The organism is Micromonospora sp. ATLC16, assembly GCF_057196645.1.
In genome coordinates this window covers 41,195-55,666 of the sequence record NZ_JBXUOW010000005.1, presented here as the reverse complement: position 1 = coordinate 55,666, position 14,472 = coordinate 41,195, and the positions used below count along the sequence as shown (strand labels likewise).

The following is a 14,472-nucleotide window of genomic DNA, read 5'->3' as shown; positions in this document are numbered from 1 at the left end:
CCCCGGCTGATGGCGGGGCGGGCACCGGACGGCCCCGGCCTGCTGCGTAACTTCGTCGGCGGCGATTTCGTCGACACCGGAACCCGTTTCACCAAGCGCAGCCCGGTGACCGGCGAACCGGTGTTCGAGGTGGCCGAGGCCGATCGGTCCACTGTGGACGACGCGGTGACGGCGGGCCGGGCGGCGTTGCGGGGCCCGTGGGGGCGGGCAGGGGAACGGGAACGCGCCGAGGTGCTGCGCCGGATCGCCGACGAGTTGGAGCATCGTTTCGACGACCTGGTGGCCGCCGAGGTCGCCGACACCGGCAAGTCCATCTCGCAGGCCCGCACCCTGGACATCCCGCGGGGCGCGGCGAACTTCCGGGCCTTCGCGGAGATCGTGGCGACCGCGCCGACCGAGTCGTTCACCACGGTCACACCGGCCGGTGGTCGGGCGCTCAACTACGCGGTGCGCAAACCGGTCGGCGTGGTCGCGGTGATCGTGCCGTGGAACCTGCCGCTGCTGCTGCTCACCTGGAAGGTCGCCCCCGCCCTGGCCTGCGGCAACGCGGTGGTGGTGAAGCCGAGCGAGGAGACGCCCGCGTCGGCCACGCTGCTCGCCGAGGTGATGGCGGCGGCCGGGGTGCCGGACGGCGTGTTCAACCTGGTGCACGGCTTCGGACCGGGTTCGGCCGGCGAGTTCCTCACCCGTCACCCGGGCGTCGACGCGATCACCTTCACCGGTGAGTCGGCCACCGGCGGTGCCATCATGCGAGCCGCCGCCGACGGGGTGAAGGCGGTCAGCTTCGAGTTGGGTGGCAAGAACGCCGGGCTGGTCTTCGCCGACGCCGACCTGGACGCGGCGGTGGCCGGCTCGGTCCGGTCGAGCTTCACCAACGGCGGTCAGGTGTGCCTCTGCACCGAACGGATCTACGTGCAGCGGCCGGTGTTCGAGGAGTTCACCGCGCGGTTGGCCGAGCGCGCCGGCGAGCTGGCGTACGGCTGGCCGGCCGACGAGGCGACGGTGAACATGCCGCTCATCTCGCACGACCATCGGGACAAGGTGCTCGGGCATTACGACCTGGCACGGGCCGAGGGCGCGCGGGTGCTCGCCGGTGGCGGGGTGCCACGGTTCGACGACACCCGCGACGGTGGCGCGTACGTGCAGCCGACGGTGTTGACCGGGCTCGGCCCGGACGCCCGGACCAACCGTGAGGAGATCTTCGGCCCGGTGGTGCACGTGGCGCCGTTCGACGACGAGGACGAGGCGTACGCCCTGGCCAACGGCACCGAGTACGGCCTGGCGGCGACGGTGTGGACCCGTGACGTGGGTCGGGCGCACCGGGCCGGTGCCCGGTTGGACGCCGGCATCGTCTGGGTCAACACCTGGTTCCTGCGGGACCTGCGGACCCCGTTCGGCGGGGTCAAGGCCTCCGGCATCGGTCGTGAGGGTGGCGTGCACTCGCTGGATTTCTACTCCGAACTGACGAACGTCTGCGTGGATCTGTCATGAGTGATGATGTCGAGTTGGCGGCCCGGGAGCTGATCGAGGCCCGGGCGGGCGGGAAGCCGTGTCCGCCGTTACGTGGGCGGCTCGTGCCGGCGGGGGATGTCCAGGCCGCGTACCGGGTGCAGCAGCGCCAGGTGGGCGAGTGGCTGGCGTCCGGGCAACGCCGGGTGGGCGCGAAGGTCGGGCTGACCTCCCGGGCGGTCCAGGAGAGCCTGGGGGTGTACGAACCGGACTTCGGGGTGCTCACCGACGCGATGGCGGTGCCCGACGGCGCCGAAGTGGCGATCGGCCGCCTGCTGCAACCCCGGGTCGAGGCAGAGGTCGCCTTCGTGCTCGGCGCCGACCTGCCCGACGACCGGGTCACCACCGCTGACCTGCTGCGCGCCGTCGACCATCTGCTGCCGGCCATCGAGATCGTCGACTCGCGGGTCGCCGGCTGGGACATCTCCATCGTGGACACGGTGGCCGACAACGCCTCCAGCGGCCTGTTCGTGCTCGGCACCTCGCCCCGCCGGCCGACCGAGGTCGACCTCCGGCTGTGCGGGATGGTCCTCGAACACGCCGGTGAGCCGGTGTCGGTGGGGGCCGGGGCGGCCTGCCTGGGCAATCCGTTGCACGCGCTGGCCTGGCTGGCCGGCACGATGGCCCGCGCCGGTGATCCGCTCCGCGCCGGTGACGTGGTGCTGTCCGGCGCGCTCGGCCCGATGGTGGCGGTGACGCCGGGCGCGGCGTACGAGGCGCGGATCTCCGGTCTCGGTTCGGTGCGGACCTGCTTCCCGGTGGAGGCGACCTCATGACCACGGGTGTGGCGGTGATCGGGTCGGGAAACATCGGCACCGACCTGATGATCAAGGTGCTGCGGTTGTCGGAGTCGCTGCGGATGGTGGCGATGGCGGGCATCGACCCGGCCTCCGACGGGCTGGCCCGGGCGGGCCGGCTCGGCGTGGCCACCACCGCGCAGGGCGTCGAGGGACTGGTTGCGATGCCCGAGTTCGCCGACGTGGACCTGGTCTTCGACGCCACCTCGGCCGGTGCGCACCGGCACCACGACGCCGTGCTGCGCGCGCACGGCCGGACCGTGATCGACCTGACCCCGGCGGCGATCGGCCCGTACGTCGTACCGCCGGTCAACCTGGAGGAACACCTGGGCGAGACCAACCTCAACATGGTCACCTGCGGTGGGCAGGCGACCGTGCCGATCGTCGCCGCGGTGCGGCGGGTGACCCCGGTCGCGTACGGGGAGATCGTCGCGTCGATCGCCTCGCGGTCGGCGGGCCCGGGCACCCGGGCCAACATCGACGAGTTCACCGAGACCACGGCCCGGGCGATCGAGGTGGTCGGCGGCGCCGACCGCGGCAAGGCGATCATCGTGCTGAATCCGGCCGATCCGCCGCTGCTGATGCGCGACACCGTCTACTGCCTCTGCCCGGACCCTGACGCCGACCGCGCCGCCATCGCCGCCTCCGTCGACGACATGGTGGCCTCCGTGCAGGAGTATGTGCCCGGGTACCGGCTCAAGCAGGACGTGCAGTTCGACCGCGTGGACACCTACGTGCCGTCGCTGGGACGGCGGCTCACCGGGTTGCAGGTCTCGGTCTTCCTGGAGGTCTCCGGCGCCGGGCACTATCTGCCCGCGTACGCCGGGAACCTGGACATCATGACCTCGGCCGCGCTGCGCACCGCGCAGCGACTGGTCGCCCTGCGGGCGGAGGTTGTCGGGTGAGCGCGAGGAGTGCAGCGCAGCGGAGCCCCGCGGTCGCGAACGCAGGGAGGCACAGATGACAGGGCTGTACATCCAGGACGTGACGTTGCGCGACGGCATGCACGCCATCGCCCACCGTTACACCGTCGACCAGGTCCGCACCATCGCCGCCGCGCTGGACGCCGCCGGGGTCGCCGCGATCGAGGTGGCCCACGGTGACGGTCTGGCCGGATCCAGCGTCAACTACGGCCACGGTGCGGCCAGCGACGCCGACTGGATCGCGGCGGCGGCCGAGGTGATGACGAGGGCGAAGCCGACCACCCTGCTGCTGCCCGGCATCGGCACCATCGCCGACCTGAAGGCCGCCCGCGCGCTCGGCGTGACAAGCGTCCGGATCGCCACCCACTGCACCGAGGCGGACATCTCCGCCCAGCACATCTCCTGGGCCCGGGAAAACGGCATGGACGTGGCCGGCTTCCTGATGATGTCGCACATGAACGACCCGGCCGGGCTGGCCGCCCAGGCGAAGCTGATGGAGTCGTACGGCGCGCACTGCGTCTACGTCACCGACTCCGGCGGCCGGCTGCTCATGTCCGACGTGGCGCAGCGCGTCGACGCGTACCGGCAGGTGCTTGAGCCGACCACGCAGATCGGCATCCACGCGCACCACAACCTCTCCCTCGGGGTGGCCAACAGCGTGGTCGCCGTCGAACACGGCCGGATCGTGGGTGACGGCCCGCCCGGGTCGCCGGCCGGCCGGACCGTCCGGGTGGACGCCTCCCTCGCCGGCATGGGCGCCGGTGCCGGCAACGCGCCGCTGGAGGTCTTCGTCGCGGTCGCGGAACTGCACGGCTGGCAGCACGACTGCGATGTCTTCGCGCTGATGGACGCCGCCGACGACATCGTCCGTCCGTTGCAGGACCGGCCCGTCCAGGTCGACCGGGAAACCCTCTCCCTGGGGTACGCGGGGGTCTACTCCAGCTTTCTACGCCACGCCGAACGGGCCTCGGCGCGCTACGGCGTGGACGTCCGGTCGATCCTGGTGGAACTGGGCCGACGCCGGATGGTCGGCGGGCAGGAAGACATGATCGTCGACGTGGCGCTGGACCTGGCCGGTAAGGAGAACTCATGATCGGGCCGGACATCGCGGGGATCGCCGAGACACTCGGCACGGCTGCCGACACGGCCACCGCGACCGCGCAGCTCGCCGTCGAGACCGGGCTGGACGTCGACGCGGCGTACGCGGTGCAGACCGCCCTGGTGCAGCGCCGGCTGGACCGGGGAGAGCGGCTCGTCGGGTTGAAGATGGGGCTGACCAGCAAGGCGAAGATGGCCCAGGTCGGCGTGGACGAGGTGATCTGGGGCCGACTCACCGACGCGATGCGGGTGCCCGACGGCGGCACGGTCGACGTGGCCCAGTTCATCCATCCCCGGGTCGAGCCGGAGGTGGCGTTCCTGCTGGACCGGCTTCCTCAGACCGGCGAACCGGTAGGTGACTTCACCGAAGCGGTGCGGGCGGTCGCTCCGGCGATCGAGCTGATCGACTCCCGGTACGCGAACTTCACCTTCTCCCTGCCGGACGTCATCGCCGACAACACGTCGGCCGGCGCGTTCGTGATCGGACCCTGGTCGCCGGTGCCGGACGGGCTGGACAACCTGGGCGTGTTGCTGGAAATCGACGGGCGGGTGGCCCAGGTCGGCTCGACGGCGGCCATCCTGGGTGACCCGCGACGGGCGCTCGACGAGGGCATCCGACTGGCCGGCCGGCACGGCGTACGGCTGCGGGAGGGCTGGGTCTTCCTGGCCGGCGCGGCGACGGCTGCTGTTCCGTTGCGTGCGGGTGCTCATGTGCGTGCAATCGTCGAGAAGCTCGGGACGGCTTCGTTGCGGAGCTCGTCGTGATCCGGCTGGGGGTTCCGGGCAGCCCGACCGGCTCCGGGCGGTCAGGCTTGATCCCTGCGCCGGTCGGGCTGCCCGGAACCCCTGACGTGGTCGAGGTCCTTGCGCCGCTGTCGGGTGGGTTCGATCTGGGGTGGACGGTGCCGGTGCCGGCTGGGTGGGGGTCTGGGGTGGGCGCTGTCCGTCCGGTTGTCGCGGAGGTCTGTCGTGAGTGGTGACAGGGCTCGGGTGGTTGCGGGCAAGGCGGTGCCCCGAGGGGCTTTTCCGCACGTGAAGGTGGCGGGTGGGCTCGTCTTCGTGTCGGGGACGTCGTCGCGGCGGCCGGACAACACGTTCGCGGGCGTGTCGGTGGACGAGTTCGGCACGACCGACCTGGACATCCGGGTGCAGACCCGGGCGGTGATCGAGAATGTCGCGGACCTGCTGCGGTCGGTCGGTGCCGAGCTGACCGACCTGGTCCAGGTGACCACGTATCTGGTCAACATGAATGACTTCGGTGGATACAACCAGGTGTGGGCGGAGTTCTTCGACGCGACCGGGCCGACCCGGACGACGGTCGCCGTGCACCAGTTGCCGCATCCGCACCTGCTGATCGAGATGCAGGCCGTCGCCCTGCTCCCAGAAGGAGGCCAGTCATGAGTGAGTTCGCCGAGCCGTTCAGCTTTCCCGGCTGGATCGCCGAGAACCAGCACCTGCTGAAGCCGCCGGTGGGCAACAAGGAGATGCTGCCCGGCTCCGAGGACTTCATCGTCATGGTGGTCGGCGGCCCCAACCAGCGCACCGACTTTCACGTCGACCCGTACGAGGAGTTCTTCTACCAGGTCAAGGGCAACATGCACATCGACCTGATGCTGCCCGAGGGTCCGCGTACGGTGCACGTGCGCGAGGGTCAGATGTGGATGCTGCCCCGGAACACGCCGCACTCGCCGCAGCGACCGGAGGCCGGCTCGATCGGGATGGTGATCGAGCGGGTACGCGAGGAGGGGACGCTGGAGAAGTTCCAGTGGTACTGCCCCGAGTGCTCGCACAAGGTGCACGAGGTCGAGTTGCAGGTGCGGGACATCGCCGCCGACCTGCCACCGGTCTTCGCCGCGTTCTACGCCGACCAGTCGGCGCGTACCTGTGACAACTGCGGCACGCTGCATCCGGGCAAGGGCTGATGACGGCTCCGGCGCCGTCGGTGTCTCCGGTGGTGGACGTGCACACGCACGTCGTACCGAAGGGATGGCCGGACCTGGCGGCGGCGTGCGGCGGGTCCGGCTGGCCCTGGCTCCGGGTCGACTCGGAACGCGCTGCCATGATCATGGTGGGCGAGAAGCCGTTCCGCCCGGTCAGCGCGGGGTGTTGGGACGCCAACACCCGGCTGGCCGACATGAGCACCGACGGGATCGACGTCCAGGTGGTCTCGCCGACCCCGGTCTTCTTCTGCTACGACCGCCCGGTCGACCAGGCGGTGAAGGTGGCCCGGATCTTCAACGACCTGACCCTGGAGGTCACCGCCGCGGGTGGGGACCGGTTGTTGCCGTTCTGCCAGGTGCCGTTGCAGGACCCGGACGCGGCCTGTGCCGAGGTGGACCGCTGCCTCGCGTCCGGCCACGTCGGTGTGGAGATCGGCAACCATGTCGGCGAGCGGGATCTGGACGATGCGGGCATCGTGACGTTCCTGACCCACTGCGCCGAGGTCGGTGCGCCGGTCTTCGTGCACCCCTGGGACATGGCCGGCAGCCCCCGACTGGACCGTTGGATGGCCCGGTGGCTCACCGGCATGCCCGCCGAGACCCACCTGTCGGTGCTGGCGATGATCCTCGGCGGGGTGTTCGACCGGGTGCCGGACACGCTGCGGATCTGCTTCGCCCACGGCGGCGGCAGCTTCCCGTTCTGGCTGGGGCGCGCCGACAACGCCTGGCACCGCCGCGGTGACCTGGTACGCGGTGCCTCCGCCGCCCCGCCCAGCTCCTACGTCGACCGGTTCTACGTCGACTCGGTGGTCTTCTCGGCTCCCGCCCTGCGGCTCCTCGTGGACACCATCGGCGCGGAGCGGGTGCTGGTGGGCAGCGACTACCCGTACCCGCTGGGTGAACGCCCGGCCGGTGCGGTGGTCCGCCAGGCCGACTTCCTCACCGACGCCCACCGCACCAACCTGCTCTCCACCAACGCCCTCCGTTTTCTCGGGCTGTCGTCGCCGGGCGCTCTTCCTCCCCGACACCCGTGTCGAGGCGGCAACGAGTGGCCTTAGCGGGCAGGATGGCGGCATGGCCGAGCCGCACGACCTGACCGCGCTGGAACAGGCCGCCGCGATCGCCTGCGGCGAGTTGTCCAGTCTGGACCTCGTCGAGCATCATCTGCGGCGGGTCGACGCGCTCGGCGACACGGTGGGTGCCTTCGTCACCGTCACCCCCGAGCTGGCACGCGAAGCCGCCCGCGCCGCCGACGCGACGCCGGCCGATCGGCGTGGGCCACTGCACGGGGTACCGACCGCGATAAAGGATCTGACCCTGACGGCGGGCGTGCGCACCACGTTCGGCTCGGCCGCCTTCGCGGACCTCGTACCGCCCGTCGACGCCGACGTGGTGCGCTTCATGCGGGCTGCCGGCCTGGTCAGTCTCGGCAAGACCACCACCTCCGAGCTGGGCTGCTCGCTGTACTCCGAAACCCTGGTGGCGCCACCGGCCCGCAACCCGTGGGCGCTGGCGTACACCGCCGGCGGGTCCAGTGGCGGCGCGGCGGCAGCCGTGGCGGCCGGCCTGGTGCCCGTGGCGCAGGGCTCCGACGGCGGTGGCTCCCTGCGGATCCCCGCGTCGCTGTGCGGGCTGATCGGCTACAAGCCCAGCCGCGGCCTGGTCTCCGGCGGTCCGCTGGGTTTCGGCGCTTTCGGCCTGCCGACCAGCGGTCCGCTCGGCCGGACCGTCGCCGACGTGGCCGCGTTGCTGGACGTGCTCGCCGAGCCGGTGCCCGGTGAGCCGTACCTGCCGCCGCCACCGCCGTCGGGCGGCTATCTTGCCGCTGCCCGGGCCGCCGAGCCCGGCACCCTACGGGTCGGTCGGTTCACCACCCCGATGCTCGCCGACGAGCCGGTCCATCCGGACTGCGTCGCCGCGGTGGACCGGGCCGCAGCGTTGCTCGCCGCCGCCGGGCACGAGGTCGTCGAGGTGCCCGCGCCGCTCGGCCCGCAGGTCTGGCCGCTGTTCGAGATCCTCTGGTACGTCCTCGCGCTCGCCCCGGTGCCGCCGCAGCGGGAGCCCGAGCTGCTGCCGCTGACCCGTTTCCTGCGGGCCCGGGCCGCCGGGATCTCCGCCGGCACGCTCACCGCGACTCTCGGCGAGATTCAGGCCCAGGTACGCCTCGGCGCCCGCCGTACCGCCGGCTGCGACCTGCTGCTCTGTCCCACCCTGTCGGCCCCGCAGGCACCGGTCGGCTGGTTCACCCAGGGACGCACCCCGGCGGAGGATTTCGACCGGCAACGCCGTTTCTCCCCGTACTGCGCGGTCTTCAACGTCACGGGTCAACCGTCGGTTTCGTTGCCGGTCGGCGTGACCGCCGACGGGCTGCCGGTCGGCGTGCTGCTCACCGGCCGCTACGGCGACGACGCGAGGCTGATCGCGACCGCTGCGCAACTGGAGGCCTACAGTGGCGGATGGGATCGGCACCCCGCGGTCTGGCGGAGCGTCGGCTCCGCTAACGTGAATGACAGCGGAGTCGGGAGGTCACCGCGGTGATCCGCCACCCGACCCGATCAAGGATCTCTCTTTCCGCCTGGGGGCGTTGGGATTGTCTGTAACCGACACGTTGCTGGTCTTCGTCGGCATCCCGGCAACCATCGTGCTGGTGATCGCCGGTCTCGTCTACGCGGGCAGCCAGGGCGGTGGTGGCGGTGCCAAGCGTTACCGGCCGGGCCGGCCGTTCACCTTCACGCCGGTGTGGTTCCTCGGCCGCCCCGAGGAACTGGCCGATTCCGCGGGCGCCGCGCTGTCGGTGGGGGCACAGGCGCCCGCGCTGACCAGCCGCACGCAGGAACAGGCCGGCGTCGAGGCGCCGACCGGTGGAACCGGAGGCGCAAGTGACCGTTGGTGAGAAGCAGCACGCGGCCGGGACGCAGAACCCGCCCGACGTGCTCGACGGGCCGTTCTCGACCCGCCAGCTGCTGCGCATCGACGAGGCGCTGCGGGTGGCCGACCGGACGACCGGTCTGGTCTTCTCCGTCTTCGTCGGCGGCCTCGACGAGCCGATCCGGGAGCACGCCGAGCGGCTGCACCGGCAGTTGGCCGAGCCCGACCGGTCGGTGCTGATCGCGATCTCACCCAACCAACGTCAGCTGGAGATCGTCACCGGCCGGTACGCCCGCAAGCGCGTCCCGGACACGTACGCCAAGATCGCCGCCCTGTCGATGGTGGCCTCGTTCGGTGGCGGCGACCTGGCCGGCGGCATCATCCAGGGCCTCGACCAGCTCTCCCGTTACGCCGGCAAGGTCTGAGCCCGACCCGTACGACAAAAGCCCGGCCCGCGTCGCGCGCGGCCGGGCTTTTGCATGGCCCGGGAGCGTCGGGTAACCACGACGCTCCCGGGCCGGTGGAGCGCTGTCAGGCCGTCCGGGCGTCCCGGGCCTGCGCGGCGAGCGCGCGGACCACGCCGTCGCGGCCCTCGGCGACCAGCCGCCGCAACGGCCCGGGGTGGCCCTCCTGTACCAGCCAGGCGTCGGTTGCCTCGACGGTGTCGTCCTGCACCAGGTACGCCGGGTACATGAGCATGGCGAACTCCTGCGCCGGCTCGCTGTCCCGGGTCGCCCAGACCTGCCCGACCGCGGCGAAGTAGCGGTCCCGGTAGGGCGTCACCAGTTCCACCTGCGTGGGGTGGCTGAAGCCCTGCAGCAGCGCCCGGTGCCGCCAGTTCGGCAGCGCCTCGGGGCCGGTCAACTGAGCCCAGACGGCGGCCTTGTTCGCCTCGGTCGGCACCAGCGCGTGCGCGTACGCGGCCTCCCGCTCACCGCTGGAGGTCTTGTCCCGAGCCAGCTCGGCCTCGATCTCCGACGCCCCGGCCACGCCGTTGGCCACCAGTGCCTGCAACACGCTCCACCGCAGCTCGGTGTCGATGGTCAGCCCCGGGGCCACCTGGGTGCCTTCCAACCAGCCGCGCAGCACGGCCAGGTCCTCGCCGGACCGGGCCGCGGAGACGTACGCCCGGGCCCAGGCCAGCTGGAAGCCGCTGCCCGGCTCGGCCGCGGCGAGCGCGGTCTTCGCGGTACGGGCCAGGTCGGCCCAGCCGGTCGGCGCCCAGGCCGGGTCGGCGTAGAAGGTGAGCGCGCTGCTGGCCTGGCGCAGCGTCGCGGTGACCAGGTTGATGTCCGTCTCCGCCGGCAGCCCGGCCAGTACCAGGGCGACGTAGTCGCGGGTGGCCAACTCGGCGTCGCGGGTCATGTCCCAGGCGGCGGTCCAGCACAGCGCGCGCGACAGCGACGACTCGAGGCCGGCGATGTGCTGGACCACCGTCGCCATGGACCGCTCGTCCAGCCGCAGCTTGGTGTAGCTGAGGTCGTCGTCGTTGAGCAGCAGCACGTCGGCTGCGGGCACGCCGGTGAGTTCGGTGAGTTCGGTCAGCTCGCCGTTGACGTCGACCTCGTACCGCTCGCGGCGGACCAACCGGCCGTCGGTGAGGTCGTAGAGCCCCACCCCGATCCGGTGGGTACGCAGGGTCGGGTAACCCTCCGGCGCCTCCTGACGGGCCGCCACCCGCTGGTAGGTGCCGTCCGCGTCGATGGTCAGCTCCGGGCGCAGGGTGTTGACCTGGGCGGTCTCCAACCACTGCGAGGCGAAGGTGGTCAACTTGCGACCGGAGGCGGTCTCCAACTCAGACAGCAGGTCGTCGAAGGTGGCGTTGCCCCAGGCGTGTCGGGCGAAGTAGGCGCGCAGGCCGGCCAGGAACGGCTCCTCACCGACGTAGGCGACCAACTGCTTGAGCACGCTGGCGCCCTTGGCGTACGTGATGCCGTCGAAGTTGACCTCGACCGCCTCCAGGTCCGGCATCTCGCAGTAGACCGGGTGGGTGGAGGAGAGCTGGTCCTGCCGGTAGCCCCAGTTCTTCCGGATGGACAGGAAGGTCGTCCACGCCTCGGTGAACCGGGTGGCGTGCGTGTTGCACCAGTGGCTGGCCCACTCGGCGAACGACTCGTTCAGCCACAGGTCGTTCCACCAGCGCATGGTGACCAGGTTGCCGAACCACATGTGCGCCAGCTCGTGCAGGACGGTGTTGGCCCGCTGCTCGTACTCGAAGTCGGTGACCTGCGAGCGGAACAGGTAGTGCGACTCGGCGTGGGTCACGCAGCCGAAGTTCTCCATCGCGCCGGCGTTGAAGTCCGGCACCCAGAGCTGGTCGTACTTGGGCAGCGGGTATCGCACCCCGAACTGCTCGTGGAAGAAGTCGAAGCCCTGCGTGGTGACCAGGTTCAGCTCGTCGGAGTCCAGATACTGCGCCATGCTCGCCCGGCAGAAGTAGCCCAGGTCGATGCCGTCGTGGGTGTACCTGACCTCGTGGTACGGCCCGGCGCACAGCGCGGTGATGTAGGTGCTCATCCGGGCGGAGGTGGCGAAGTGGATGGTCTGGTGGCCCTCGTCGGCCGCATCCTCGCGCTCCACCGGCATGTTGGAGATCACCTTCCAGTGTTCCGGAACGGTGGCGTGCCAGGTGTAGACGCTCTTCAGGTCGGGCTGGTCGAAGCAGGCGAAGACCCGCTGCGCGTCGGCCGTCTCGAACTGGCTGTAGAGGTAGGTCTCACCGTCGACCGGGTCGACGGTGCGGTGCAGCCCCTGACCGGAGTTCGAGAACGCGAAGTCCGCGTCGACGACAAGCGTGTTCTCGCCGGCCAGCCCGGTCAGCGTGAGCCCCTGCTCGGCGGAGAAGCCGGCCAGGTCCACCGGGGCGCCGTTGAGCGTCGCCGAGCGTACGGAGTCGGCCGCCACCTCGATGAACGTGCTCGCCCCCGGTTCGGCGCAGCGGAACCGCACCTCGGTGGTCGACCGGAAGGTCCGACCGTCAGCGGCGTGGACAGCACTGGACAGATCCAGACTGATGTCGTACCCGGTCACGTCGAGCAGGCGGGCCCGCTCGGTCGCCTCGACCTGTGTCAGGTTGCGCACTCCCGGCACTGTTCGTCTCCATCCCACTATGCCGCCGTCACGGTCGCACGTTCCGTCGACCGCTGGTGACGGCCGGTCCGGGCCTGAGTCTTCCATGTACCGGTGGACGGTGGTGGGCGAGGTCACGGCTCGATCGTGAGGCAGGTGGCAGGGGACGGAGCAAGGATCGGAGGTACGCCGGTGAGCCGGTGTACCACTGCGAAGGGAACTCGTCGTGAACGACCGCGTCAGCGTGGACATGTGGTTCGACCCGATCTGCCCGTGGGCGTGGCTGACGTCCAGATGGCTGTTGGAGGTGGAGCGGATCCGTCCGGTCGACGTCCGCTTCCAGGTGATGAGCCTGTCGGTGCTCAACGAGGGTCGGGAACTGTCCGACGACTACCGGGAGTTGATGCGGAACGGGTGGGGGCCGGTGCGGGTCTGTGTGGCCGTGCAACAGCGGCACGATGCCGACGCCGTGCGCGCGCTCTACACGGCCCTGGGCACGCGGATCCATCTCGGCAAGGAGCCGCTGGGGCCGGAGCTGTATGTCGCGGCTCTGACCGAGGCCGGACTGGACCCGGGGCTGGCCGAGGCGGCCGGGGACACCGACCTCGACACTCCGCTGCGGGCCAGTCACGAGGCGGGTATGCGGCCGGTCGGTACCGATGTCGGCACCCCGGTCATCCACGCGCCCGGCCCCGACGGCCGGCAGGTCGCCTTCTTCGGGCCGGTGGTCACCCCGGCACCCAGGGGTGAGGCCGCGGGTCGTCTCTGGGACGGCGTCCTGCTGGTCGCCGGTACCCCCGGGTTCTTCGAACTCAAGCGCAGCCGCGACCTCGACCCCATCTTCGACTGAGCTGCCCGGGCGGGCACCTTGCCGAATGCCGGGCCCCGGCCGGCGCTGCCGCGCCGCCCCATCGTGGTACCAGCGCTTGCCGACGGGCCGCCGAGGCGGAGCGTTCAGCTGGCGTCCCCACTTTCATCTGTTGGGCTCGGGGCGGGTCCGGCGGCGGCACCCGACGCGTCGCCGGTAGCGTCAACGGTCATGACGGTCGTGCACCCGATCACCCGCGCCTGGATCACCACTGGTGGTACCGGCGCCCAGAACTACGACGAGTTCGCCGACGACGCGGAGATCACCGCGATCATCGAGGCGAATCCGCACAGCGCCCTCGGCATCGAGATGCCCCACAAGGCCCCGGAGAGCCTCGGCAGGTCGTTCGCCGACGCCCTGCCGGACGCGGTGAGCCGGCTTGCGGAGGCGAAGGCCGACGGCAGCTACACCCCGGCCGAACAGGTGGTGGTGCTGTACCGGATCAGCGCGCCGGGCGAGGAACCGGCCTACGGGCTGTTCGCCATGGTCGACACCGATCAGATCTCCACCCGGGCCGACGAGCCCGGCCTGGTCATCCGCAACGAGGACGTCTTCATCGCCAAGGTGCGCGAACGGGTCGCCCTGGCCGAGGCGTTGGGGCACCTGCTCTCACCCGTACTGCTGCTGCAGACCGGGCGTGGTGACGAGTTGCACGCCGCGCTCGCGGCGGCCACCGACACGGCCGGGGCGCCCGCCGCCACCGACACCGACCAGGCCGGACGTACCCACGCCATCTGGCTGGTCGATCCCGGCGCGCGGCAGGACGAGCTGACCGCCCTGGCCGGCGGGGGCGAGCTGGTCGTCGCGGACGGCAACCACCGCAGCCTGGCCGCGCAGACCGGCGGGATGTCCCGGTTCCTGGCGGTGGTCACCACCCCGGCCTCGGTGGCCATCCAGCCGTACAACCGCCTGGTGAGCGAGCTGACCACCACCCACGAGGAGCTGCTGGAGCGGCTGAACGCCGCCGGGGCGCGGATCACCGAGCTGGACGGCCCGGCCGAGGTCCCGGCGGCCGGCGGCAGCGTCGTGCTCCAGCTTCCCGAGCAGGCGTACGCGGTGGCACTGCCGCACACCGGCGCCGGTCGCCTGGAGAATCTCGACCATGCCCTGGTCGAGCGGCTGCTGTTGCGTGACGCCCTCGGCCTGGATCCGGGTGACAAGCGGATCACCTACGTGGGCGGTGACTACCCGGCCAGCTGGCTCACCGGCGAGGTCCGGGCCGGTCGGGCCGAGTTGGCCGTCCTCATCGCGCCGGTGACCGTCGATGATTTCGTCGCGGTGAACCTGGCCCGGGAGAAGATGCCCCGCAAGAGCACCTGGTTCACCCCGAAGGCGCGCGGTGGCCTGGTGGTCGCCGAACTGCCCTGACGCGCCGCCCGTCCCACCGGGCACCGCCCCGG

14 protein-coding genes are annotated in these 14,472 nt (G+C 71.3%); 13 read left to right on the top strand and 1 reads right to left on the bottom strand.

Annotation, left to right across the window (positions count from 1 at the left end; all coding sequences use genetic code 11):
• The first annotated feature begins 9 nt into the window (after positions 1-9).
• From AC2CHE_RS03820 to AC2CHE_RS03770, 11 genes are all read left to right on the top strand, one after another.
• Positions 10-1,491 (top strand): 2-hydroxymuconic semialdehyde dehydrogenase, encoded by a 1,482-nt coding sequence (locus AC2CHE_RS03820; protein ID WP_484503562.1) that lies wholly within the window; start codon positions 10-12, stop codon positions 1,489-1,491.
• Entirely contained in the window at positions 1,488-2,285 is a 798-nt protein-coding gene (locus AC2CHE_RS03815; protein WP_484503484.1) for a 2-keto-4-pentenoate hydratase, read from the top strand. The genes AC2CHE_RS03820 and AC2CHE_RS03815 overlap by 4 nt, the downstream gene beginning before the upstream one ends.
• Positions 2,282-3,211 carry an acetaldehyde dehydrogenase (acetylating) gene (locus tag AC2CHE_RS03810; protein ID WP_484503483.1) on the top strand — a complete coding sequence of 310 codons (930 nt, stop codon included), beginning with the start codon at positions 2,282-2,284 and terminating at the stop codon, positions 3,209-3,211. The genes AC2CHE_RS03815 and AC2CHE_RS03810 overlap by 4 nt, the downstream gene beginning before the upstream one ends.
• Positions 3,212-3,266: 55 nt before the next feature.
• Positions 3,267-4,322, top strand: a complete 1,056-nt coding sequence (dmpG, locus tag AC2CHE_RS03805; RefSeq protein WP_484503482.1) for a 4-hydroxy-2-oxovalerate aldolase — start codon at positions 3,267-3,269, stop codon at positions 4,320-4,322.
• Positions 4,319-5,092, top strand: a complete 774-nt coding sequence (locus tag AC2CHE_RS03800) for a 2-keto-4-pentenoate hydratase (protein WP_484503481.1) — start codon at positions 4,319-4,321, stop codon at positions 5,090-5,092. The genes dmpG and AC2CHE_RS03800 overlap by 4 nt, the downstream gene beginning before the upstream one ends.
• Before the next feature lie 204 nt (positions 5,093-5,296).
• The gene (locus tag AC2CHE_RS03795) at positions 5,297-5,728 is read left to right on the top strand and encodes a RidA family protein (RefSeq protein WP_484503480.1); all 432 of its coding nucleotides are present in this window, start codon (positions 5,297-5,299) and stop codon (positions 5,726-5,728) included.
• Entirely contained in the window at positions 5,725-6,249 is a 525-nt protein-coding gene (locus tag AC2CHE_RS03790; RefSeq protein WP_484503479.1) for a 3-hydroxyanthranilate 3,4-dioxygenase, read from the top strand. The genes AC2CHE_RS03795 and AC2CHE_RS03790 overlap by 4 nt, the downstream gene beginning before the upstream one ends.
• Positions 6,249-7,325, top strand: a complete 1,077-nt coding sequence (locus tag AC2CHE_RS03785) for an amidohydrolase family protein (RefSeq protein ID WP_484503478.1) — start codon at positions 6,249-6,251, stop codon at positions 7,323-7,325. Before AC2CHE_RS03790 ends, AC2CHE_RS03785 begins: the two co-directional genes overlap by 1 nt.
• Positions 7,326-7,341: 16 nt before the next feature.
• Positions 7,342-8,805 (top strand): amidase, encoded by a 1,464-nt coding sequence (locus tag AC2CHE_RS03780; protein WP_484503477.1) that lies wholly within the window; start codon positions 7,342-7,344, stop codon positions 8,803-8,805.
• Positions 8,806-8,851: 46 nt separating this feature from the next.
• Entirely contained in the window at positions 8,852-9,160 is a 309-nt protein-coding gene (ctaJ, locus tag AC2CHE_RS03775; protein ID WP_484503476.1) for an aa3-type cytochrome oxidase subunit CtaJ, read from the top strand.
• On the top strand, positions 9,147-9,560 hold the full coding sequence (locus AC2CHE_RS03770) for a DUF5130 family protein (protein WP_484503475.1): 414 nt from the start codon (positions 9,147-9,149) through the stop codon (positions 9,558-9,560). Before ctaJ ends, AC2CHE_RS03770 begins: the two co-directional genes overlap by 14 nt.
• A 106-nt stretch (positions 9,561-9,666) precedes the next feature.
• Here the strand turns inward: AC2CHE_RS03770 and pepN are convergent, their stop codons facing one another.
• Entirely contained in the window at positions 9,667-12,216 is a 2,550-nt protein-coding gene (gene pepN, locus AC2CHE_RS03765; protein WP_484503474.1) for an aminopeptidase N, read from the bottom strand.
• A 238-nt stretch (positions 12,217-12,454) separates the two neighbouring features.
• On the opposite strand from pepN, the gene AC2CHE_RS03760 reads away from it, so the two are divergent.
• The gene (locus AC2CHE_RS03760) at positions 12,455-13,054 is read left to right on the top strand and encodes a mycothiol-dependent nitroreductase Rv2466c family protein (RefSeq protein WP_484503561.1); all 600 of its coding nucleotides are present in this window, start codon (positions 12,455-12,457) and stop codon (positions 13,052-13,054) included.
• A 189-nt stretch (positions 13,055-13,243) separates the two neighbouring features.
• On the top strand, positions 13,244-14,440 hold the full coding sequence (locus AC2CHE_RS03755) for a DUF1015 family protein (protein WP_484503473.1): 1,197 nt from the start codon (positions 13,244-13,246) through the stop codon (positions 14,438-14,440).
• Positions 14,441-14,472: the final 32 nt, after the last annotated feature.

What these genes read in the sequence shown, in the direction of transcription:
- AC2CHE_RS03790 (WP_484503479.1), top strand. Translation starts at nt 5,725, where the DNA reads ATGAGTGAGTTCGCCGAGCCGTTCAGCTTTCCCGGCTGGATCGCCGAG.
- AC2CHE_RS03755 (WP_484503473.1), top strand. Translation starts at nt 13,244, where the DNA reads ATGACGGTCGTGCACCCGATCACCCGCGCCTGGATCACCACTGGTGGT.
- AC2CHE_RS03800 (WP_484503481.1), top strand. Translation starts at nt 4,319, where the DNA reads ATGATCGGGCCGGACATCGCGGGGATCGCCGAGACACTCGGCACGGCT.
- AC2CHE_RS03785 (WP_484503478.1), top strand. Translation starts at nt 6,249, where the DNA reads ATGACGGCTCCGGCGCCGTCGGTGTCTCCGGTGGTGGACGTGCACACG.
- AC2CHE_RS03760 (WP_484503561.1), top strand. Translation starts at nt 12,455, where the DNA reads ATGTGGTTCGACCCGATCTGCCCGTGGGCGTGGCTGACGTCCAGATGG.
- AC2CHE_RS03810 (WP_484503483.1), top strand. Translation starts at nt 2,282, where the DNA reads ATGACCACGGGTGTGGCGGTGATCGGGTCGGGAAACATCGGCACCGAC.
- AC2CHE_RS03780 (WP_484503477.1), top strand. Translation starts at nt 7,342, where the DNA reads ATGGCCGAGCCGCACGACCTGACCGCGCTGGAACAGGCCGCCGCGATC.
- AC2CHE_RS03820 (WP_484503562.1), top strand. Translation starts at nt 10, where the DNA reads ATGGCGGGGCGGGCACCGGACGGCCCCGGCCTGCTGCGTAACTTCGTC.
- AC2CHE_RS03815 (WP_484503484.1), top strand. Translation starts at nt 1,488, where the DNA reads ATGAGTGATGATGTCGAGTTGGCGGCCCGGGAGCTGATCGAGGCCCGG.
- dmpG (WP_484503482.1), top strand. Translation starts at nt 3,267, where the DNA reads ATGACAGGGCTGTACATCCAGGACGTGACGTTGCGCGACGGCATGCAC.